Origin of the sequence: Neorhizobium alkalisoli (assembly GCF_007829835.1) — a bacterium.
In the GTDB taxonomy this organism is placed as follows: domain Bacteria; phylum Pseudomonadota; class Alphaproteobacteria; order Rhizobiales; family Rhizobiaceae; genus Neorhizobium.
Window position 1 is genome coordinate 686,753 of record NZ_VIWP01000001.1, and the last position, 24,479, is coordinate 711,231.

Annotated in this window: 10 protein-coding genes; 4 read left to right on the forward strand and 6 right to left on the reverse strand. The window is 59.3% G+C overall.

Going from position 1 to position 24,479, the window contains the following annotated elements; all coding sequences use genetic code 11:
- Window positions 1-318 precede the first annotated feature (318 nt).
- Window positions 319-1,542, forward strand: coding sequence for a CaiB/BaiF CoA transferase family protein (locus tag FHW37_RS03100; RefSeq protein ID WP_246690648.1), 1,224 nt, complete (start codon window positions 319-321; stop codon window positions 1,540-1,542).
- 52 nt (window positions 1,543-1,594) lie between these two features.
- On the opposite strand, the gene glgB is transcribed toward FHW37_RS03100, so the two are convergent.
- From glgB to FHW37_RS03130, 6 genes are all read right to left on the reverse strand, one after another.
- Window positions 1,595-3,802, reverse strand: coding sequence for a 1,4-alpha-glucan branching protein GlgB (glgB, locus tag FHW37_RS03105; RefSeq protein ID WP_145632324.1), 2,208 nt, complete (start codon window positions 3,800-3,802; stop codon window positions 1,595-1,597).
- Window positions 3,799-7,077, reverse strand: a complete 3,279-nt coding sequence (treS, locus tag FHW37_RS03110; protein ID WP_145633816.1) for a maltose alpha-D-glucosyltransferase — start codon at window positions 7,075-7,077, stop codon at window positions 3,799-3,801. Before treS ends, glgB begins: the two co-directional genes overlap by 4 nt.
- A gap of 47 nt (window positions 7,078-7,124) precedes the next feature.
- Complete coding sequence (locus FHW37_RS03115; RefSeq protein ID WP_145632327.1) at window positions 7,125-10,379, reverse strand: alpha-1,4-glucan--maltose-1-phosphate maltosyltransferase; 3,255 nt, start codon at window positions 10,377-10,379, stop codon at window positions 7,125-7,127.
- Window positions 10,380-10,847: 468 nt separating this feature from the next.
- Window positions 10,848-15,371, reverse strand: coding sequence for a cadherin domain-containing protein (locus tag FHW37_RS03120; RefSeq protein WP_145632330.1), 4,524 nt, complete (start codon window positions 15,369-15,371; stop codon window positions 10,848-10,850).
- Window positions 15,372-15,648: 277 nt separating this feature from the next.
- Window positions 15,649-17,196 (reverse strand): cadherin domain-containing protein, encoded by a 1,548-nt coding sequence (locus FHW37_RS03125; RefSeq protein WP_145632333.1) that lies wholly within the window; start codon window positions 17,194-17,196, stop codon window positions 15,649-15,651.
- 62 nt (window positions 17,197-17,258) lie between these two features.
- Complete coding sequence (locus tag FHW37_RS03130) at window positions 17,259-19,280, reverse strand: TonB-dependent hemoglobin/transferrin/lactoferrin family receptor (RefSeq protein WP_186458121.1); 2,022 nt, start codon at window positions 19,278-19,280, stop codon at window positions 17,259-17,261.
- Window positions 19,281-20,212: 932 nt separating this feature from the next.
- Here FHW37_RS03130 and pip point away from each other — a divergent pair.
- From pip to FHW37_RS03145, 3 genes are read left to right on the forward strand one after another with little or no spacing between them, the layout of a single operon-like run.
- Window positions 20,213-21,196, forward strand: a complete 984-nt coding sequence (pip, locus tag FHW37_RS03135) for a prolyl aminopeptidase (protein ID WP_145632340.1) — start codon at window positions 20,213-20,215, stop codon at window positions 21,194-21,196.
- Complete coding sequence (locus FHW37_RS03140; protein WP_145632343.1) at window positions 21,196-23,004, forward strand: S9 family peptidase; 1,809 nt, start codon at window positions 21,196-21,198, stop codon at window positions 23,002-23,004. The genes pip and FHW37_RS03140 overlap by 1 nt, the downstream gene beginning before the upstream one ends.
- Window positions 23,005-23,031: 27 nt before the next feature.
- A complete protein-coding gene (locus tag FHW37_RS03145) occupies window positions 23,032-24,462 on the forward strand; it encodes a M20 family metallopeptidase (RefSeq protein WP_145632346.1) in 1,431 nt (476 codons plus the stop codon).
- Window positions 24,463-24,479: the final 17 nt, after the last annotated feature.

Sequence of the window (24,479 nt, forward strand, 5' to 3'; positions counted from 1 at the left end):
ATTCGAACCAACCATCTTTCGCGGCAAAACCTATGGCAGCGAAAATCAAGCGTCAACATAAAATGCATTATGCATTGCAGCATTTCGAGTGTTTAATCGCCTTTGATGGGACCTAATGGAATACCTCAAGCTCATTGAAAGCGGACACATATCCATCATAAATTCGCCAATTACGAATTAAATTCAAAAACTTAAATCATTCCACTAAGCCGCACCTGGAAATGCAGACTTTCATTGCAATCCTCAGACTTGCACACAAAATAAAATGCATTATCTTGAATTCAACGAGACATGACCGGGAGGACTGAGGACGTGGGAGTGTTGGCCAACAAGACGGTGCTGGAGCTGGGAAGCATGATTGCGGCGCCATTCGCGACACATATTCTCAGCCAACTCGGTGCAGATGTCATCAAGATCGAGCCACCGGGTGGCGAGACCACGCGAAAACTCGTTCGCGGCGGACCGAGCGGTACCTATATAGCCTATAACCGCGGCAAGAAGAGCATATGCCTCAACCTGCAATCTGAAGACGGGCAACGCGTATTCCGCGAACTGGTCGCCAAGGCTGACATCATCGTCCACAATCTCTCGCCATCCGCCGCCCGCAAGATGAAGGTAACCTTCGACGATTGCGAGGCCATCCGTCCCGGCATCATCCTCTGCCATATCCGCGGTTATGGCGAAGGGCCGCTGTCGGAAGAGATTGCCTCCAACCCGATTGCAGAGGCCGCGACCGGCGTGATGTTCGCCAATCGAAACAGCGGCAAGCCGTCACGTCTAGGACCGTCCTATCACGACCAATTCGCCGGTTGTTATGCTGTCATGGGCGTCCTGTCGGCGCTTCTCGATCCTGCGGCATCGCGTGAGCGCCGCAATATCACGCTCGGCCTTTACGAAACCGGATTGCATATCGCGGCGCGGGAACTTGTTGGCGTCCAGCTCAAATCGCAGATCACCGGCAAGGCCGAGCAGGAACCATCGCCGGAATTCAGCATGCCGGGATATGGCGCCTACGAGACCTCGGATGGCCGCTGGGTCTATCTCGTAATGCTGACCGACGACCACTGGCGAAAATTCTGCGCGGCAGCCGGAATAGCGCCGGATCCGGAACTCGCGACGCTTCGCCAGCGGCGCAAACATCGGCCGGCGGTCGAGGATCTCGTTACTCGCAGCGTCAGAAAACTCAGCTTCGCAGATTGGTCGACGTCGCTGGGTGCGGCGGGCGTAGGCTTTACCGAGGTCCTGTCAGCCGATCGTGTTCTAGACGCCGATCAGGCACGCACGCCGCCCAAATACACCCAGGTTCCATTCGCGGACTTCAGCTTCGACGCACCGGATTTCCCTCTGCCCTCTTGCGTGCGGGAGGATGGGCTCGAAATCCCCCCACCGCTGCTCGGCGAGCATACCATCGCGCTGCTGCACGAGGCCGGATATCAGGATGCGGAGATAAGACAGATGGTCAGTGCCGGCGCGGTAGTACAGGCGCTGGAAGACGACGACCTCTGGAACATGCGAGCCGAACGCCTGAGTGCAGCGGGCTGACGGCATGGCTGCGGTATAAACCGGCGGCTTGATGCCGCCGGCATCATCAGGATCAGCCGCGCCATTTCAGGAAAACCGTTGCCAGACCGGGCAGATCGAGGTTCAGCGAGAATGGTTTTCCATGCGCCGAGACCTGCTCCGTCCAGACATTTGACTGGCCGAAATTCGATCCGCCATAGATTGCGGCGTCGGTATTCAGCACGACGTCCCAGCAGCCTTCCCTCGGCACGCCGACGCGGTAACCGTGGCGCGTCATGGGGGTCATGTTCGACATCACGAGCACATGGGAATACCCTTCTTGGGCCGTCCGGAACATGCCATAGACCGAGTTCTCGGCATCGTCGGCGACAGCCCATTCGTGGCCGGCCGGATGCAGATCGCCAAACTGCAGAGCCGGCTCGGCGCCATAGAGCCTGTTGAGATCGCGGACAAGGAACTGCATGCCCGCATGCTCCGGCCGATCCAGGAGATCCCAGACCACCGAGCCATCATGGTTCCACTCGGTTTCCTGACCAATCTCCTGCCCCATGAACAGCAGTTTTTTGCCCGGGTGGCCCCACATGAAGCCGTAATATGCGCGCAGGTTGGCGAGCTTCTGCCATTGGTCACCCGGCATCTTGCCGAGCATAGAGCCTTTGCCATGCACGACTTCGTCATGGGAAATCGGAAGCATGAAACGTTCCGAATAGGCATAGATCATGCCGAAGGTCATGCCGCCATGATGATATTTGCGGTAAACGGGATCATCGGAGATGTAATGCAGCGTGTCGTGCATCCAGCCCATGTTCCACTTGAAATCGAAACCCAACCCGCCTTCTTCCGGCTTTTTCGTCACGCCCGGCCAGGCGGTGGATTCTTCCGCCGCGGTGAAGGCATGCGGGCAGCGATCATGGATGATGCTGTTCAGGTGCTTGAAGAATTCGACGGATTCGAGGTTCTCACGGCCACCATACTGGTTCGGGATCCATTCGCCTTCATTGCGACTGTAATCGCGATAAAGCATCGAGGCGACCGCGTCGACGCGCAGAGCATCGACATGGAAATGTTCGAGCCATTCCAGCGCGGAGGCGATCAAAAAACCTTTCACCTCGTTGCGGCCGAGATTGTAGATCAGCGTGTTCCAATCCTTGTGGAACCCTTCACGCGGGTCGGCATGTTCATACAGCGCCGAGCCGTCGAAACGCGCGAGCCCCCAGACATCGGTCGGGAAATGCGCCGGGACCCAATCGAGGATTACGCCGATACCGGCCTGATGGCAGCGGTCGATGAAATAGGCGAAATCCTCCGGCGTGCCGTAACGTCCGGTCGGCGCGAAAAGGCCAAGCGGCTGGTAGCCCCATGAGCCGCCAAAGGGATGCTCCATGATCGGCAACATCTCGATATGCGTAAAACCGAGTTTTTTGACATAAGGGACAAGCCGCTGGCTGAGCTCCACCCAGTCGAGCGATCGGTTTCCTTCTTCGGCAATCCTGACCCATGAGCCGAGATGCACTTCATAGACCGACATCGCCCCCTCGCGGCTGCGATCGCCTGCCTGCTTGTCCATCCAGTCATGATCGTGCCAGTGGAACGGTTTTGACGAGGCAACGATGGAGGCGGTCGATGGTGCGGCCTCCGAGGAACGCGCCACCGGGTCGGCGCGCTGCGGCAGCAAATTGCCATTGGCATCCAGCAGCTCGAACTTGTAGCGTTCGCCATGGGTCAGGCGTGGAATGAACAGTTCCCAGATGCCTGCCTGCGGACGGAGCCGCATCGGATGGCGCCGCCCATCCCAGGCATTGAAATCCCCGACGACGGAGACGCGCCGCGCATTCGGCGCCCAGACCGAAAACCGCACGCCTTCGATACCCTCGATCTCCATCGGGATCGCGCCGAGTGTGCGACCAAGCTGGTAGTGGGTACCCTGGCTGATCAGATGCAGGTCGAGATCGCCGAGAAGCGGAGGAAAGCTGTATGCGTCTTCGGTTTCCTGCACCGCATCCGGCCATTGGATCCGCAGCCGGTAAGGTGCAGAACTGCCGACAAGCCCGGCGAAAATGCCGACTTCGTGGATCGGCTCCAGCTCCGCAATCGCCCTGCCCGTCTCGATTTCGATGACCGAAACCGACAGAGCGCCCGGCAGCAGCGTTCGGACCACGGTCAGGTCGCCATAGAGGTGCCGCCCGAGAATGGAAAAGGGATCACCATGGCGCCCTTCGGCAAGCGCTTGCAAGCCTTCCTGCACCATGCCGGTCATCAGGTCTGCACGTTCATATCTCATCGGTCAGTCTCCAAGAGTCGGGAGGCGATCGCCGAAAAGCCGGCAAGGGGAAGTGGCAACCAGTGCGGCCGGCTGCGGACCTCGTAAGCCACCTCATAAGCAGCCTTTTCCAGGAGGAAGAGATCGAGCACCCGATCGCGGTTCTCGTTCGATTGCATCAGGGCGTCGGATTTCTCGACGGCTGTGAAATAGGCTCCGAGGAACGCCGGCTCGGCAAGCTCGATGAATCGGGTAATCAGCTGACGATGGCGAATATCGTCCACCTCGCTCACCACTTCCCGGTCCATGTCCGCGGCGGCTGCGAGATAACTCAGGGAGCGCAGCAACCCGGCGACGTCACGCAGCGGATTGGTTTTGGCGCGCCTCTCGGCAAGTGTCCGTGTCGGTTCACCTTCGAAATCGATGATATAGGCATCGCTTTCTGCTACCAGGATCTGGCCGAGATGGAAGTCGCCATGGTGGCGCGTCTTGAGTGTGCCGCCGGTCGCCTCGGTCAACCGGCCGGCAAGCGCAAGCAGGTCGTCTCGGCGTGCGATCAGCGATCTGGCAATTTCAGCCAGTTCACCTTCCAGCCCGCCAAGCGTGCCTTCCAGAATGGTAAGACTCTGGCCGATCTGATCCGCCACCGCCCGGCGAGCCGCCGCGACATCCTCCTTCGTGGCCCATTCGGGCTTGAAGGCCTCGTCCTCGGAATTTTCAGCGAGCGCGACATGCAATTCACCCAGTCGCGTGCCGATCGTCGCGGCGAAATCGACCAGCGGCTTGAAATGCTCGTCGACATCGGCACCTTCCAGCCCCGTGACGACGATTTCGTCGATCGAGCGGCGCAGATTGCCAAGCATCCAGGTCCACGCATCGCCCTGATTGCGGATCGCCTTCTGGACGATGATCAGGGTATGCCGCGTTCCGTCCGGTCCGGTTCGGGAAACCTCACCCAGCAGCTGCGCCGTATTTTTGTAACCGACCCTGGTCAGGTGGCGGGTCATTTCCACTTCCGGATGGATGCCGGGGAAGATGTGGCGGATCAGCTTGACCATGGCTAGGTCACCGACGATCAGCGAGCTGTTCGACTGCTCTGCCGACAGCCAGTGGACCGGCAGTTCATCGGTAACCTCCAGATTGTCGAGATGATCGGTGCCGATGAATTCGAGGGCACCGGTTCTTCCTGAGATGACGGCTCTCTCGGACAAGCCGCGCAGGATGGCCCGTGCGAAGCTCTCATGCGCGAACCCGTCGGTCAGGAAGCCGACACGGCGTCCCTGCCTCAACCGGGCCATCGAGAGCTGCTGCGCAAGCGCGGACGGGAAATTGTCATCCCAGGAAACAGCGAGCGGCAGAAGATAGCTGTCCATCTGTCCGGCAACATCCGCCTCCAGTTCGCCGAGCAGGATGTTGTTGGCGAAAGGCAGCGGGGTCGCGGAGACGAGCGAGGCGTGATTGAGGATCTGCCCTTTGGCACCGAACCAGCGTCTCTTGGTCAGATAACCCGGCAACACGTCCCTTGCCATCGTTTCAGCCAGTTTCGGCTGGTCGACAAGCTCCTGCAGGTCGCGGCGCACGACCATGGTGACCATGTCCTGCACCTGTTCGGGCGGCGCCTTACGCCAGCTTGGACCATCGGATTCCTGCGACAGCTGGAACCAGAAGAAGCCATAGGGCGGGAGCGTCAGCAGATAGGTCAATTGCCCGATCGGCGGAAAGGGCGACATGCCGGTAAGCTCGATCGGTACGGCGCCCTCAAACTGGGCCAGATCGAGTTCAACCGCCTGCGGCAGCCGGGAGAGATTGGTCACGCACAGGATCGTCTCGCCATCATGCTCACGCAGATAGGCCATGATCTTGCGATTGCCGGGCGCAAGGAAGCGCAGCGAACCACGTCCGAAGGCCGGGTGACGATTGCGCAAAGCCAGCATCCGCCGCGTCCAGTTCAGAAGCGAATGGGCATCCGCCCCCTGCGCCTCGACATTCACCGCCTCATAACCGTAGAGCGGATCCATGACCGGCGGCAGAACCAGACGTGCCGGATCTGCCTTGGAGAAACCACCATTGCGGTCCGGCGACCATTGCATGGGCGTACGCACGCCATCCCGGTCCCCGAGATAGATATTGTCGCCCATGCCGATCTCGTCGCCGTAATAGATCACCGGCGTTCCCGGCATGGAAAGAAGCAGCGCGTTCATCAGTTCGATGCGGCGACGGTCGCGCTCCATCAGCGGCGCAAGCCGGCGACGGATGCCGAGATTGATGCGCGCGCGGCGATCGGCGGCGTAGGTGTTCCAGAGGTAGTCGCGCTCCTCGTCTGTCACCATTTCGAGCGTCAGCTCGTCATGATTACGCAGAAAGATCGCCCACTGGCAGTTTTCCGGAATTTCCGGCGTCTGCCGCATAATGTCCGTGATCGGGAAACGGTCTTCCTTGGCAATCGCCATGTACATACGCGGCATCAGCGGAAAGTGGAACGCCATGTTGCATTCGTCGCCATCGCCAAAATATTCGCTCGTATCCTCCGGCCACTGGTTGGCCTCAGCAAGCAGCATTTTCCCGGGGTGGCTCTCGTCGAGAGCAGCCCTGATCCGCTTCAGAATGGAGTGCGTTTCCGGCAGGTTCTCGTTGTTGGTGCCTTCACGCTCGATCAGATAGGGGATGGCGTCGAGCCGAAACCCGTCGATCCCGGTATCCGCCCAGAAGCGCATGACCTGCAAAAGCTCGTCCATGACGGCCGGATTGTCGAAATTGAGATCCGGCTGGTGCGAATAGAAACGGTGCCAGTAATAAGCGCCGGCGACAGGATCCCAGGTCCAGTTCGACTTTTCCGTATCGAGGAAGATGATCCGTGTTTCGGGGAATTTCTGATCGGTATCCGACCAGACGTAAAAATCCCGCTCCGGCGAGCCGGCGGGCGCATGCCGGGCACGCTGGAACCAGGGATGCTGGTCGGATGTGTGGTTGATGACGAGCTCGATGATCACTCTGATCCCGCGTTCATGGGCGGCATCCACGAAAGCGCGAAATTCCTCCATCGTTCCGTAATCGGGGCTGACATTGCCATAGTCCGCAATGTCGTAACCGTCGTCTCGTCTGGGCGACGGGAAGAAGGGCAGAAGCCAGATCGTGTTGGCACCGAGCGAGGCGATATGGTCGAGCTTCTCGTGCAATCCCTTGAAATCGCCGATACCGTCGCCATTGCTGTCGTGGAACGACTTCACATGCAGCTGGTAGATGATCGCATCCTTGTACCAGAGCGGATCATCCGCCTGTGGCTGATGCTGGCCCATTGCCTCCGCAAGGCTATTGGTCATGAAGTCCACGATGCACTCCTCCCTTATCTGACGCGCCAGATGGCGAGCGGCAGTCCTGCCTGCGGGTCGAGCCGCAGGCGCTGGATCTTTCCTGTCCAGGTGAAACGGTTGCCGCCAACCAGGTCCTCAAGTTGAAGCGAACCGTGGTCGGGAAGGTTCCATGACCAGAGCGGTATCTCGACATCGGCCTCATGCGCGGCGTGGGGATCGAGGTTGATCGCGATCAGCAAGACGTTCTCGCGCCCGGCACTCGCCTTCTCGAAGAACATGATGTTGTCGTTCCAGGCCGTCAGCAGCTGCAGGCCGAGATGTGAATGCAGCGCCGGATTCTCGCGACGGATACGGTTCAGAAGCGCGATCTCACCCTTGATATTGCCGGGCCTGTCATAGTCCCAGGCGCGGATCTCGTATTTCTCCGAGTCCGCATATTCCTTGCGCTTCGCATCCGGCCGGCCTTCGCAAAGCTCGAAACCGTTATAGACGCCCCAGAGACCGGACAGGGTCGCCGCCAGTGCGGCTCGGATCAGATAGGCCGGACGCGGCGCGTACTGCAGAAAGTCCGGGTTGATGTCGTGGGTGTTGACGAAGAAATGCGGCCGGAAGAAATCCTTCGGCTCTTCGGTGGTGATCTCGCGCATATATTGCTCGAGTTCCCACTTGGCGTTGCGCCAGGTGAAATAGGTGTAGGACTGCGAAAAGCCGACCTTGGCCAGCCGGTACATGACCTTCGGCTTGGTAAAGGCTTCCGAAAGGAACACCACATCCGGATGACGCGCGCGGATATCGGCAATCAGCCATTCCCAGAAGGGAAACGGCTTTGTGTGCGGATTGTCGACGCGAAACAGCTTTACGCCATGATCGACCCATTTCTGCACAACATCGCGCAACTCGACCCAGAGCGACGGAACGGCCTCCTTCGCATAGAAATCGACATTGACGATGTCCTCGTATTTTTTGGGCGGGTTTTCCGCATAACGGATCGTGCCGTCCGGCCGCCAGTCGAACCAGCCAGGATGGGACTTCAGCCAGGGGTGGTCCGGTGAAGCCTGGATGGCAAGGTCGAGTGCGATCTCCAGCCCGTGGTCTGCCGCTGCATCCACCAGCCGTCGAAAATCGGAAAAGGTGCCGAGTTCCGGATGGATATCGGCATGACCGCCATCGGGCGAGCCGATCGCATAAGGGCTGCCCGGATCATCGGGGCCAGGCGTCAGGGTATTGTTCTTGCCCTTGCGGTTGGTGCTGCCGATAGGATGGATCGGCGGGAAATAGAGGACATCGAAACCCATCTCCCGAATGGCCGGCAGCCGGGCGATAACATCGTCGAATGTGCCGTGGCGGTTGGGATCGCCGCTCTGAGAGCGGGGAAAGATCTGATACCAGCTGGCAAAGGCGGCAGCTGTCCGTTCCGCATCAACGGGGATGACCTGCGAACGCACCCGGTGAGGCCGGCGGTCGGCCTTGGCCATCAGCTCTGCCGTTTCGGGCATCAGCAGGGTCTGCGTCCGCTGCTTGTCCTGCTCAGCCGTCAGCCGGTCGAACAGCTTTTGCAGCTGTGGCTTGAGTTCACCTCTCGCGTGGTCCAGCGCGTCGAGCACCAGATTGATGCCCTCCTGGATCTCCAGCCTGAGATCGAGCCCCGCCTCGTGTTTCTTGGTGAACTCATAGCGAAAAATCTGGAACGGGTTCTTCCAGCCTTCGACCGCAAACTCGTACCGGCCCAATCGCTTCAGCGGGAATTCAGCCTTCCAGCGATCATTGGCGACGAGCTGCATCGGCACTTCCTGCCAATCCGCATCATCGGCGGCGCGGAACAGCAGGGCAGCTGAAAGCGGATCATGGCCGTCGCCAAAAATATCGGCCTCGACCTTCAACGCCTCGCCGACGACCCGTTTCACAACGAAACGTCCATCATCTACCGCCGGCGTGATCTTCTCGATCGCCAGCCGCGGCGTGGCAGCGGCATCGCCTGCTGCAGGAACGGCAACAGCATCAACGATCGGTTCGGAGACATAGCCTTCGAATATGCGGATCTCGCCAGGCTTGAGTTTTAACCGCGCATCGAACATCTCCGTCTCGTCTTCCGGTGCCAGCAGCGGCAGGAAGGGAGAGGCCGCTTCACGCATAACGTTGAAGGGCGCAGCAGCGACCTTGCGCAGATCGCGATTCAACAGCACGACGCGCATCTTTTCCGACGCCCGGCTGTCTTCCTGATCGGTCTGAAACAGGCCGACGACCGGCCCCTGACTGGCCGAAACGAGTTTCAGCGGCCGCCGCGCGAAACCGGCCGCCGTCTTGTTCGGCGTGCCGTTGATCTCGCGGATCTCGGCACTGAGATCATAGGAACTCTGTTCCTTCAGCCCACGCAGACCGGCCCCATCACCATGGAGTGGGTCCAACGGAAGCGACACCCCGTATTCAAACCCCATCGGCATCATCAGGCCGCTGGTGAATGTGGAAGCAAGCTTGAGAGCGCGCAGCGCCTTGCGCTTCAGCACCTCGCATCCGTCGGTACCATGCGCAATGCGGCGGCCAAAAGGCGCTTCCGGAAACGCTACCTGATAGCCCAGTTCCCGCTGGATCTGGTACTCGTCCATGATCCACCGCTCTTCCATGTCCCACCAGGCAAGCGAGGAGAAACTGCCATCCATGCCGCAGCCCTTTAGCACCTGCCTGTCGGCAAACGCGCTGCCGGGTGTCCAGGCAATGAAGATCGTCTCGGGCTTGAAGCTGCGGGTATGGGTGATCAGATCGGACCAAACTTCTGGCGCGACACGGCCGATGCCCATGCAGCGAAAACCGGCAACCCCGAGCTTGGCCAGCGACACCAGCCGCTCCCGCCAGCTCGCGATATGCTGGACGTCGGCCAGAAAATTGACGGACTTGGCGCCCATCTGCTGCGGGCTCAACCGGGGATCGGCTGCGCTCTGCTTTGCCTCTTCCCGATCGACTGCGACCCTGTCGACCACCAGATCAAGCATGAACTTCAGCTCGAAACCCTTGGCGGCAGCAACCAGCATGGCAATCGCCTCTACAGGATTGTCGCCAAGCCCGAGTTCGGGGTCCAGTCGTTCGAAGTCGAGCGCGGTGAAGATGCTCGATCCATCACCACGCTGATAAAGCGGGCCGGAAAGCACGGTGTCGAAGCCCAGATTGCGAGCATGCGCAAAAACCTCTTTCCATGCTTCCATGCCCTTCAAGGCCAGCGGATGCACGTAATAGAGCTGCGGCGGCAGGTCGGTGAGCAGAGTGCGTGAGGCGAATTGCGGGCGCGTGTTCATCGGTCGAGCCTTGCAGTTTGGAGCCATGGATTTGATGCTCTAACTGCGTGGCAACGACGCCGGTTCCCCGAAATACGCTGGGATTCACGCCTGGAAAGCGTGGAGGTCGATGCGCGTAAGGGGCATCTGTAGTTGTCAATCGCGCTGAAACAACGGTGCGTAGACCAGAATTTCCGGCTGATATTCAGCGGGTTGCAGCATCGGCCACTTTATACCGCCAATAGCCACGACATCCGTGAAATCGCATGACGGATCGGCCAAATAAAAAGTTCAGCCATCTTGCGCTGAGGCCAGGAATTCAATGCGCGACAGCCCCCTTTTTAAGCATGCCAGTCGTTTATCGCCGGGCGAACGGCCGCTGGATAAAGCTCGAATGTAACAAAGAGGCCGGCAAAGCTTTGTGACTTTGCCGGCCTCTTGGCATGTTGCTTCCAATGCCCTCAAACCTCCCGCAGAGGTCAGGGTTTGCTAGAGGATGAAATATTCCTTGCTGAAGGCGATGACGTCGTCGAGATGGATGGCGAAATCGGCCTTCTTGTCGCCGTTGACGTCACCATAGACATAGGTCTGGTCATCCTTGACGGCGTAACGCAGTTCGCCGGCCTTGCCATTAAACAGGTGGGCACCGATGAAGGAAAAGGCCTGGTTGCCGTCCTTGGTGCTGTCCGCATCGATCATCTGAAGATTGATGATGTCGCCGCTCTTGCCATCAAAATCGAAGATCGTGTCGCGACCGGCAATGATGACGGTAGATTCGGTAAGCGCCTTGAAGATGAAGCTGTCCTTGCCGGTACCGCCATAAAGGTCATCGGCGCCCTTGCCACCATAGAGCTTGTCATCGCCCGAGCCGCCCGACAGGTAATCATTGCCGGTGCCGCCGTTCAGCCTGTCGTCACCGCCGCCGGCGATAATCTTGTCCGCACCCGCCTTGCCGGTAATGATCTCGCCCTTGGACGAGCCGCGGACAGTTTCCATCACGTCGGTGATGTCGATGGTGAAAGCCTTGGTGACGGTGTGGCCACCGGCATCGCTGACGGCGATCTTCACCGTATCATGTCGCAGCGTCTCGTAATCACCCGGCTTGACCACGACCAGCTTGTGGCCGGAGAGCTTGAACATGCCGTCCGCATCATCGGTCAGCTTGTAGCTCAGCGCCTGGCCTTCGGGATCGAGCGCCGAGAACGTGCCGACGACGGTGCCGGCCTTGCTGTTTTCGGCAACGCTCGTCTTTGACAGGGAAATAGAGGTCGGCGCTTCGTCGACATCGGCGACATCGATCGTCAGCGTCTTCGTCGTCACGTTGCCGCCGACATCGATCGCATCGACGCTGATCGAATGGCTCTTGAGGGTCTCGTAGTCGAGGGCCTTCGCGACCACGATCTGGCCATTGACGAGCCTGAAGTAATCGCCCGGATTGGACGAGAGGCTGTATTCGACGGCACCGCCCTCCGGATCGATTGCCGAAAGCGAACCGACGACAGTCCCGACCCTGGCATCTTCCGAAACGGTCGATGCCGAGATGGTGACAGAGACCGGCGCCTCATCGACATTCGTGACCTTGATGGTGACAGCCTGGGTGCCGACATGGCCGCCGGCATCCTTGGCCGACAGGACCAGCGAATGGCTCTTCAGTGTTTCGTAATCCAGCGCCTTTGCGACCTGCAGCTGGTTGCCGACGACCTTGAAATAACCGCCCGGATTGGAGGAGAGGCTGTAGCTGACGGCACCACCTTCGGGGTCCGTCGCCGACAGCGTGCCGACAACGGTTCCGACAGCGGCATTTTCCGCAACGGAATTGTCGTCGATCTTCAGATCCTCCGGAGCTTCGTCGACATCCTTGACGCCGATGGTGAAGCTTTCCGTCGTTTCATTGCCTTCCGTATCGGTGACGGTCACCTTGACGATATGGCTTGTGGCACTTTCATAATCGAGGGCCTTGGCCACCTGCAGCTTGTCACCGACGATCTTGAAATAATCGCCAGGATTGGAGGCAAGCTTGTAGGTCAGGGCATCGCCATCGGCATCGGAGGCCGAAAGCGTGCCGACGACCTCGCCAACCGCGGCGCTCTCAAGAACCGAGGCCGCGGAGATTGCAAGGCCAGTCGGGGCAACGTTGGTGATCGCCGTATATTCCTTGGTGGCGACGTTATAAAGGGCATCCTTGAACTTGATGAACTCGATGTTCTTCAGGCGATCCAGTTCGCCAGTGCTGGTCTGGCTCAGATAGAGGGTGCTGCCCACCGGCGTGATCATATAGCCCGCCACAGCACCATCAACGACATAGGTATCCTCACCAGCGCCGCCGTCGATCGTGTCGGATCCTGTGCCGCCTTCGATGATATCGGCACCGCCGCCACCATTCAGGATGTCGTCACCGGCACCGCCCTTGATACGGTCGTTGAAAATCGTGCCGGTATAGACATCGTTGCCGCTCGAGCCGACGAAGTTCTGGGCATAGGTGTCGAGCAGATCGGCATAGGTGTTGAGCGCTGTTGTTGAGCTTGCAGCGCCATACATGTGGGCGACGGTGAAGTTATGGACCGCGCCGCTCAGCTCGATGGCCGCTTCCTCGGTCGAATTGGTCGGCATATCGTTCGTGAACGCAAGCCCACTAATGACCAGTTCCGACGAACCGCCGACAAAGGCGCCCGAAGCATCATAGCTGCCGGTGCCGCGAGTACCGTATTCGATCTTGTTGATCTCGCCATAGACCGTGTGCGTGTTGAAATAGTAGCTGATGTCGCCATCGGCGAGCACGTATTTCGAGGTGCTGGTGGTCCCGTAGGACATCATCACCTCATTGCCTTCGAAGTCCCCGCCATTGTCGAAGACCGGGAAACCGCCGCCGATCGTGCCGGAGAGGAAGCCACCGCGGATATAGGCCTCGAAATCCATGCCGGTCGAGCCGGAGGCATCGATGGTGATCGTGCCGGCCGAGCCGAGCGGTGTGCCATCATGATCGGTAAGGGTGACGGTGAACGGCTTGACGGTGGTGAGGCCACCCGCATCCGTAACCTTGACCTGCACGTCATAGGTCAGCGCGTCACTGAGCTGCTTGACGACAAGCTGGTTGCCGACGATCTGGAAATTGTCGCCGCCATTAACGAGCGTATAAGTAAAGCTGTCGCCGGCATCCGGATCGGTCGTTGAAAGCGTGCCGACGACGGTACCCTGCACGCTGCCCTGCTCGACGAGCGCCTTGGAGAGGCTGATATTGGTCGGCGCCTCGTTGGTATTGGTGACGCCGATGGTGATCGCCTGGTCTGTGAAATTACCACCGGCATCCTTGGCGCGGACGATGATGTTGTAGGAGCTCTGCGCTTCGAAATCGAGCGCACCGTTAAGCTTCAGCTGGTTGCCGTCGATGGTGAACATCGAATTCGGGTTGCTGTAGAAACTGTAGGTAACGGCGCCACCTTCCGGATCGGTTGCCGAGAGGGTACCGATGACGGTGCCGATGGTCGCATCTTCCGACACGTGATCGCCGTTGAGGACCACATTCGTGGGCGCCAGATCGTTTGCCGGGTCGACGGCGAGCGCGATCGTCTTGACGGTCGTCGCAGGCGATGAAGCGTCATTGTCGTTGATGGAGATCGTCAGCTTGGCGGCGGTCTCGTCATTGAGGTCCGTGGTGAAATTGGTATGGCCTGCCGCAATATAGGCGTTGATGTCACTGACCGTGCCGTTCAGGGTCAGGCTGTTTGCGCTGCCCGAGACGGTCACGCCGCCGCTCGATCCGTCCGCCGCAAGCGTGCCGCGATCGACGCTGAAGGTAACGGTGACCGACCCTGTCGAATCGTCGCTGAAAGCGATGCCGGATAGCGCGGTCGCGACGTTCTCGTTGACCGGCACGGCTTCGAAACCGTAGGCAATACGGACATAATTCCGAACACCGTTTTCCGTAATCGGACCGGCCGAGACCAGATCCACAACGCCGTCGCCGTTAAGATCGCCGTAGGAAACATTGAAGAAGTCGGACGCGGTCGGATAAAGCGCGCCGGTCAGGTGTTCCTTGAACGTGCCGTCGGCCAGCTGTTCGAACCATGAGAGATAGGCGTTCTGGCTGTTGGCCGTTTCGCCGGAAAGCTGTGCCGAACCAGCGACGATATCGAGCCGGCCGTCGCCATTGATATCGAGCACCTTGAAATCGCTGACATAGGCGCTGTCGTAACCGCCGGCGGAGATCTCCTGCTTGGTGCCGAACGTGCCATCACCTTTGCCTTCGAACCAGGCCAGTTCATGTCCATTGGAGGTGGTGGCGATGATATCGAGCTTGCCATCACCATTGAGGTCGACTAGGGCGACCTTTTCAACGGAGTTGTAATTGAACTCGTTGATCACCTGGGTTTCGGTTGGGTTACGGGAGCCATCAAGAGTATTGACGGTGATAAAGCCGTTCCAATCGCTCGAAATCACATCGAGGATGCCGTCGCCGTTGATATCACCTGTCGCGACCGCATAGGTGCCGGATTGGGCCACGAGAACGGAATCGGTGAATGTGCCGTCGCCGTTATTGGTCAGCAGCATGACGCCGCCGCCATTGGAGGCCGCAACTACGAAGTCAGAATCGCCGTCACTGTCGATATCGACGGCAGTCAGATCGACGGCGTTCTGCAGTCCAGTGGCGATCGTCGTGAATGTGCCGAACGTGCCGTCACCGTTATTCTTCAGATAACCGACCGTCTGCTCGGAATAATCCGCATTCCAGGTGGTCGTGATGACGTCCTGAAGACCGTCGCCATCGACGTCGCCGCCATAGACATGCCAGTAATAACCGGTGGCGATGGTGCCGCCCGTGCTGAATGTGCCGTCACCATTATTCAGCATGACGGCGATCGTGTTCGCGCTACGGCCATTCAGCACCAGATCCAGTTTACCGTCACCATTGACATCCATGACAAGCGTTTCATCCGCCTGGTAGGTGTTGTTGAGCGTCTGCGAATCCTCGTAGGAAATCGTTGTCGCCGTGATGGTAATAGTTGGCGAGGTCATCGATGGTGCTCCGTGAAAGGTGCCAGGCGAAGGCAATAGAAAACCTTCGTCCGGATCGGCGTGGGATCCGTACGGCGTGTGGTTGATGTCTTGGGTTGCGCTTCAGTGGCCGCTTACGGCGATTGCGCAGATGAATTCCGGTGCCGCCTATCGCGGCGTGATTTCTCGGCTCAAATATCTCTCCTCAAAATCTGGTCGTGTGACACGAATCTCTTCTAAGTTTTGAGACGGGGCCGACCGTTTAGCCGGCCCCGCGGATGCTTACGAACCAGGCGGTTCAGAGCAGGAAATAACCCTTGGTCATGGTGACCGCGTCATCCAAATGGATGGCGAAATCCGCCTTGCCGTCGCCGTTGACGTCGCCATAGATGTAAGTGTCGGAAGCCTTTTTCTCGTAACGCAACTCGCCGGCCTTCTTGTGGAACGACTGCGTTTCGATGAAGGTGAAAGCCTGATTGCCGGCCTTGTTGGAAACGGCATCGATTGCTGCCAGGTCGATCCTGTCGCCGCCCTTGCCGGAGAAATCGAAGATCGTGTCGCGGCCAGTGGTTGCGACCGTGCTGTGCTTGATATCGGCAAAGCGGAACTTGTCGCTGCCCGCACCGCCATAAAGGTCATCGGCGCCCAGACCACCGATCAGCACGTCATTGCCGGCACCCGCAACGATCTTGTCGGCACCAATGCCGCCCTTCAGCGTGTCGGCGCGCGAGGTTCCGCTGATCGTTTCCATCTTGTCGGTGACCTTGATGGTGAAGACCTTGGTAGAGCTGAGGCCATCCGCATCGGTCACCTGCAGTTTCACCGTATCGCTCTGCAGCTTTTCGTAATCGATGGCCTTTGCCACCTGCAGCTTGTTGCCGGAGAGCTTGAAGGCGCCATTGGCCGTGTCGAGTAGCGAATAGGTGAGCGCACCGCCTTCCGGGTCCGCGGCGGAGAACGTACCGATTGTCGTGCCGATCTTGACGTTTTCCGCAACAGTCGCCTTAGAAAGCGCAAGCGAGACCGGAGCGCCGCTGCCGCCATCTGTTCCGCCGCCAGTGGATGGGGAAAGCTTGGTCAGGTCGACATTGCCATCGGAAAACTGGGCGGTTTCGATATTCTTCAGCGTGTCCTTGCCATCCTTACCGGTGCGGTTATCGAGCACGGTGATGCTGCCGTCGGTATTGGCGGTAATCGTGTAATCCGTCACCTTGCCGGAGAAGATCGCGATATCCTTGCCATCCTTGCCGTCGAACACGTCGTCGCCGCCATTGCCGCGGACCGTGTCTGCAAAGGCGGTGCCGCTATAGGTATCGGCACCGGCCGAGCCGATGACATTATGGCCCTGGGCCCAGAGGAAGCTTGACAGCGCCGTCGCATCAGCCGAGCCGCCGCTATTGGCGCCGCCCATCAGGCCGTAGATGACATTATGGACATCGCCGCGCGTGCCATAGGCGTTTGAAATGGTGAGGCCGGAAATCTCGATGCGGGTGGTGACATTGGTGATATGGCCGCTGGCATCACGATCGAAGGACTGATCGGCGGAATTGTAGCTGTCGCCGAGGGTGGAGAGGCGCACAGTCGTCAGCGTGCCGCTCAGCGTGTGGTCGTTGAAATAATAATCAAAACTCTTGCCATCGAGGATGATCGCCTTCGTCTGGGCGCCCTGGCCGGCGATCATCTTGTCGAGAAGGACGATCTGGTCGCCGGAGAACTCACCCGAACCGCCGAGGATATAGGGCCAGCCGGTCGGGACCATGCTGGCGAAGTAGCTCGCATATTCCGTATTGAAATTCACACCTGCCGTGGAGCCGAGCTGGGCTGTCAGGGTAATGGTCAAGGTCATGTTGCAATCCTTGTCTTGATCCCGCGGCCGTCATCATCCGGAGGCGGGTTGGTCCTCGTGGTTCAAAAGCGCATTGTCAGGAAGGCCTTGGCGTTGAAGCCCGGGCTGGGATCGGCATTGAGATATTGCGTGTATTGGCGGTCGAAAATGTTGTTGAGCTGGACGTTGACGCTCATCCGCTCGTCGACGGCAAAGTCGGCGAAGACATCGACCAGCTGATAGGCCTCACCGATGAAACCGGTCGAGACGTCGTCGTCCTTCTTGCCGACCACGGTCAGGCGTGTACCGGCGGTCAGCCTGTCGTCGAAGGCGCGGAAGCCGAGGGTTGTGACGGCGCGGAAAGGCGGAACCTTCTGCAGCGTATCGCCTGTGGTGCGGTTGACGCCATCGAGGATCTGGCCAGACAGGCCGGCAAAGACGCGACCGGCGTCATAACTCGCCTCGAATTCAAAGCCCTTGATGCGGGCCTCGGCGATGTTTTCGTATTGGTAACCGCCGGGGATCGGGAAGAGGTGGAAGACCTGGTCGATATAATCGTCGACATCATTCTGGAAGACGCCGAGTTTGACCAGCAGCTTGTCGCTGGCAATCACATCGTTGAAGCGCAGATTGACGCCGGCCTCGATCGTATGGGCAACTTCGGGCTTCAAGTCTGGATTGGGGAAGAACTGGCCGGTCACCGGTGGCGGATGAAACCCGTCGATCAACGTTTCTGTCAGTGCCGGCGCGCGATACCCTTCGGCATAGGTTGCATAGAAGGTGACCGGATCCCAGGGGGTTACACCCACCGTGATCTTCGGTGATAGCCGCTTGCCGTCGATCTCGATCTTGTCGTTTTCCAGCTTGTAGGCATCATAACGCAGCGCGCCGATCACCTCGAGCCAGTTGTCGAAGGACACCTTGTCCTGCAGATAGGCGCCATAGGCGATACGGCGGCCGGAGGGCGTTAGGTCGTCACTGGAGCCGACCTCATCCACCGTCTTCACCCTGTCGCGGAAGAAGTCGCCGCCATAGGTGAGTTCATGCGATAGCGGGCCGGTGTCGAATTTCGAGGTGTTGAAGATGTCGAAGCCGAGCGTGCCGACATCGAATGACTGGCCGGTATCGCCGCCTGCAGCACCCTGGTCGGACAGCGTATCGGTATAATAGACCTTGGCGCTGAGATCCCAGAAATCGGAATCGGCCGGCGTGTAGCGGTAACCTGCCGTGTAGCTGTCGACGGTGACGTCGATGGGCCGGACGCTGGATGCAAAGTTTTCGAAACTGTTGGCGTAACGGGATCCGGAGAAGCTGAATTCCTGGTCGTCGGTCGGCCTGATCCGCACCTTGGCGAGGCCGGAGCGCAGATATTGTGAAGATTGCACCGTCTCGTTGTCGCCGGACTTGTAGTCATCCGGCTTGAACAGCGTGCCGGCAATAAGGAAATCGGCAACATCGTCGATCTTGGTCGCCGCCTCGGCATGCACTGTCGGGCCGTAACCATTGGTATCGAAACCGGTGCGCACCCGCCCGCCGGTCGTCGCACCGGGCAGGAGAACGTCGTCGGCATCGATCGTGGTGAAGTTGACGACGCCGCCGATCGCGCCGCTGCCATAGATGGTCGAACTCGGCCCACGCGTCACGTCGACCGATTTCAGCATCTGGGTGTCGATGTAGAAGGTACCGTTCGCCTCGTGGCCATTCTTCTGGAAATTCTGCCGCGCGCCATCGACAAGAACATTGACGCGGCCGAAATCCTGCAGGCCGCGCATGTTGATGGCCGTGCCCGGATCGTCCGCCGAGGTCTGGCTCGAAACGCCGGGAATGACGGTGACGATCTGCGAAACCGCTGCACCCTGCAGCTCTGTATTGAGCCGTTCATCACCGATGCCGGAAGAGCCGGACAGCGTGTCGTAGACCCGCTCGCCCGTCTTGGTCGAGGTCAACACGATCGTTTCCAGTTCGGTCGACTGGTCGCCATCCTGCCCCGCCGCGTCCTGCGCGAAAGCATCTGCCGGGACCGAAAAGGCACCAAGCAGGGCAAGCATCGAGACGGTCTGGCGGAAATCGGGATGCCGGAGCCGCATCAAGCGGCCTTTTTCCATGAACGTTCGCCGTGACGCCATCGGATGGGAATTCATCGATGCGGTCATGGCAGGAAACATCCCTGCCGTAATGCGGTATCGTTCATGCCCTGTCGTCCCCAAACGGCATCGGCGCGATGGCAGAGCTGCGGATCTTTTTCAGGCAGCGTCGATCGCACCGACGCAAAATGCATCAGCGTTTCCCTGCTTTCGGCAGGGTAATTTCATATGTGCAAATGGTGCCGAAGCCTTCGTGCGAGGGGCTGTCACCCCAAGTCGATCATCAGCCCCAAGGCTTCCGAAGCGACAATATCTCTTCCCCCTAGAAGAAATAATCTCGCCTCGTATTCATCTATGAAGACCGGGCTGCATAATATTAAATTTAGCGCGCTGGACCGCCTATGCCGGCATCATAATTTAGGTCTTATTTTATTCTGTTTTTCTGAAAGAAGATTTGGCCGCAATGAAGAATGGCGCAACATGATCTCACGGCGCTGTTCATTTGCTACCCAACTGAGCGCTCCCCTGCCCGCGTGTTGAATGAACCCCGTGCAACCGTGTAGATATGTTGATATTTCGAGTCAAGAATAAAAAAGAATTAATATCGGAATTGGATCACGGTTCCGCGAGGCACCCCGCCACCGCAGGCAACCATCATTAAAATCTGTTTCCGGCCGGGCGTAACGCACCGCGGCTCAACCCTCCACGATTGAGAAACTCAAGCCATCCAAAGATTAAAAACGCATCGTAATGGAGACCGGCTTCATACAACGAAACCCCGAATTACAGCAGTTTTCGGCGTGAATACCGAGCTTCAAAGGCGGCGACCATCAAAACTATTCCAAAACGGAATGGGTTATCCGGAATTTTCATTGGACGCCCCATTCGTCGGCGACCATCATGATTAAAAAATAAGCCTGCTCAAAATATATCCATTAAATTCGGATTATATAATGGTTTGGTCTGATATCCATCATCGAGAAGATCGGAACGGTATCTTCATCCGCGTCGACGACACCCATACCCTTTATGTCGAGGAGCATGGAAGCAGGAACGGCGTTCCGGTCGTTATCCTGCATGGAGGACCCGGCGCCGGGATCTCGTCCCGGCAGGTTCAGACCTTCGACCCTTCGGCATTTCGTATCATCACCTTCGACCAGCGCGGCGCCGGCAAATCCACACCGCATGCCAGCTTGACCGGAAACACGACCGATGCGCTGATCGCAGATATCGAAGCCGTCCGCATGGAGCTTGGCATTGATCGCTGGCTAGTTGCCGGCGGCTCCTGGGGCAGCTGCCTGGCATTGGCCTATGGGCAGGCTTATCCGCAACGCTGCCTGGGCTTTCGCCTGCACGGGATATTTCTGGCAGGTCGCGAAGACATTGACTGGTGGTTCAACGGCGTTCGCTCGATCTTTCCGGATGAGTGGGAAGAATTCGCAGGCTTCATACCCGAAGCCGAACGCGGCGATCTGCTGGCGGCATACCATCGCCGGCTGACGAGCGGCAATGCTCAGGAAGAAGCGGCAGCGGCGCTCAGCCTGCGCGGTTTTTCGGCAAAAACCCAGACCTTTCTGCCGGATCCGGCACATGTTGCGGCACTTCTCGATCCGAAGGCCGCGCTCGCCGTCGCCCGCATCTTCACCCATTATTGCGTCAATGGCGCATTCATGACGCCGGGCCAGCTGCTGGCGAATATGGATCGCATCCGGCATCTGCCCTGCCAGATCGTGCATGGCCGCTACGACACCGTCACGCCCATGCTGACCGCCTGGCGGCTGCATCGTGCCTGGCCGGAAGCCGGTTTTACCATCGTCACCGAAGCCAATCACCAATCGACCAAAGGGCCGCTGTTCGACGAGCTCAAGGCCGCGTCGGAAAGGCTTTGGCACCAACTGGGCGAAAAGCAGGGCATGAAAGCGGAGCATAAACACTGATGACCAGCACATTCGACGCATCCGCGATCGTGCATTTTATCGAGATCTTCTCCGTCAAATCGCCGGCGGTATCGCCGGATGGCGAATGGCTCGCCTATCTGTCGGACATAAGCGGCTTCCATCAGATCTGGGTCCAGCCGTTCGCCGGAGGTGACGCCCGGCAACTGACGGACATGCCCGAACCGGTCGGCGCGTTTGCCTTCAATCCGAAAGGGCCGGAAATCCTCTTTACAATGGATTGTGGCGGCGACGAACGCCATCAGCTGTGGCTGCTGCCGGATTTGTCCTCGAAGCCTGTCGCGCTGACCAGTGTTTTGAGCGTGGTGCATCTCTGGGGCGCATGGTCGCCGGACGGCAAGCGTATCGCCTATGCCTCCAACGCCCGCTCGCCGCATCACATGGATATCCATGTCACCGAGATCACAAGTCGCGAGACAAAAAACGTGTGCGCCGGCAACGGCATGCGCGAGGTCCTCGCCTTTTTTCCGGATGGCCAGTCGCTTTTGGTGCGGGAATCTTTGCGCTCCGGCAACGATCAGGACATGTATCGCCTCGATATCGAAACCGGTGCCCTCGCGCCCTTGATGCCACACGAGGGGAAGGCTCGTTATCTCGCAGCCCGGCTTTTCAAGGATGGCACCGGTGGTCTGACGATCTGCGATCAGGGCCAGGATTTCATGTCCATCTGCCGGTTCGCAGCCGAAGGCGGCAATGTCGATCCGGTGCTCGAGGTTGCCGATCGCAATATCGATGCGATGGCTCTCTCTCCCGGTCAGGACCGCATCGCCTTCGTCGTCAATGACGATGGCTGGAGCCGCATCGGCATCGCCAATCGCGATGGCAGCGATCTGCGCAGCTTCGATCACCAGCCCGTTGGCGTCATCACCTCCGTCGCCTTCACGCCCGACGGGCAAACGCTCGTCTTCCCGCTGGAGAGCGCATCGAAGCCGTCCGGCATCTGGAAGCTCGACCTGACGACAAGCCGGTTTGAAGAGCTGGTTGCTGCCGACACGAACGATTTCGAGACTGATGCTTTCATCGAGCCCGTTGTCGAGCGGTTCGAAAGCTTTGACGGTCGCCAAATCCCGGCTTGCGTCTATGTTCCGACATCCCCGCCTTCTGCTGAAGGTTATCCCGTCCTGTTCATCGTGCATGGTGGGCCGGAAATGCAGTGGCGGCCGGATTTTCGCGCCGATGTGCAATTCCTGTTGAGCCAGGACGTGATGGTCGTCGCCCCGAATGTTCGCGGCAGCACCGGTTATGGCCGCGCCTTCCATCAACTCGATGACCGTGAAAACCGGATGGATTCGGTCGCGGATCTGCGTGCCATCCGGCTGGCAATCGGTGCCCGTAGCGATGTCGATGACGACCGCATCGGCGTATTCGGCCGCTCCTATGGTGGGTTCATGGTTCTGTCGGCGCTGACCGAAGACCCGGACCTCTGGTCGCTCGGCGTCGATTTTTACGGCGTCGGCAATTTCCTCACCCATCTGATGGCAACCGGCCCATGGGGACGCCAGCAGCGGGTTGCGGAATACGGCGATCCGGCGGTGATGCGCGAGGCACTGGAGCGGTTTTCGCCGATCAACCGCATCGGCCGCATGAAAGCGCCCTTACTGATCGTTCATGCCAATCGCGATCCGCGCGTGCCAATGGGGCAGAGCGAGGATGTCTATTCGTGCCTGAGCGGCCTCGGGCATGACTGCGAATATCTGCGGATCGATCACGAGGGCCACGGCTTCGCCCGGCTGGAGAACCGCCGAACAGTGTTTTCGACCTTTGCCCGTTTTCTTGAACAACACCTTTGACAGCAGCTTTATTGAGGAGTTTTGACCATGCAGAACAGTGAGCCGATCTGGGATCTCGTCGACGAACACAAGGCGGAGTTCGAAGCGCTCAGCGACCGCGTCTGGGGCATGCCGGAGATCGCCTATACGGAATATGCTTCCGTTGCGGAACATGCCGCCATGCTGCGCGAGCAGGGTTTTCGCGTGACCGAGAATGTCGCGGGCATTCCGACCGCGGTCATGGGCGAAGCCGGCGAGGGCGGTCCGATCATCGCAATCCTCGGAGAATATGATGCGCTGCCGGGCCTCAGCCAGGAAGCCGGTATTGCCGAGCCGAAGCCGCTGCCCGGCACGGGTCACGGCCATGGCTGCGGCCACAACCTTCTCGGCTCCGCCGCCATGCTCGCTGCCACCGCCATCAAGGACTGGCTGGAAAAATCCGGCAAGCCGGGCCGCGTCCGGTATTACGGCTGCCCGGCGGAAGAAGGTGGTGCGGCAAAATCCTTCATGGCCCGCGAAGGCGCTTTCGACGGTGTCGACGCCGCCATCACCTGGCATCCAGGCGCCTTCACCGAAGTTGCCCGCGCCCAGTCGCTTGCCAATACCCGGATGGATTTTCGCTTCACCGGCCGCGCCTCGCATGCCGCTGCCGCACCGCATCTCGGCCGCTCGGCACTCGATGCCGTTGAACTGATGAATGTCGGCGTCAATTACCTGCGCGAACACGTGCCGGATTCCAGCCGCATTCATTACGCCATGCTCGATTCCGGCGGCATTGCCCCGAATGTCGTGCAGGCCAAGTCCGCCGTGCGTTACGCGATCCGCTCGCGCGACCTCAAAGGCATGCTGGACCTCAACGAACGCGTCAAGCGCGTGGCACATGGCGCCGCGATGATGACCGACACGACGGTCGAGATCTCCATCATGAGCGCGGTTTCCAATCTTCTCGGCAACCGGCCGCTGGAAGAGGCGATGCAGCGCAATCTCGAACGTCTCGGCCCGGTGCCCTTCGACGCCGCAGACAAGGCGTTTGCTGCAAAAATCCAGGCGACGCTGAGCGACGAGGATATCGACAACGCCTATCTGCGCACCGGCGTGCCGCGCCGCGAAGAGACGCCGCTCTGCGATTTCATCGTGCCGCTCGACGTGCATGGCGAACCGATGATCGGTTCGACCGATGTGGGTGACGTCAGCTGGATCATGCCGACCGTTCAGGCGCATGCCGCAACGATCGCCATCGGCACGCCGGGCCATTCCTGGCAGGTGACCGCGCAGGGCAAGATGCCGGCCGCCCACAAGGGCATGACCCATGCCGCCAAGATGATGGCCGGCACGGCGATCGACCTGATTGAGGATGCCGAGCTGCTTGCTGCCGCAAAGGCCGACCATCAGGCCCGCCTGGGCAAGACCGCCTATGTTTGCCCGATCCCATCCGACGTCAAACCGCCGCTGCAGCCGCGCCCGAAGGAGGCTGCTTGATACCGAACTGAAAGGCA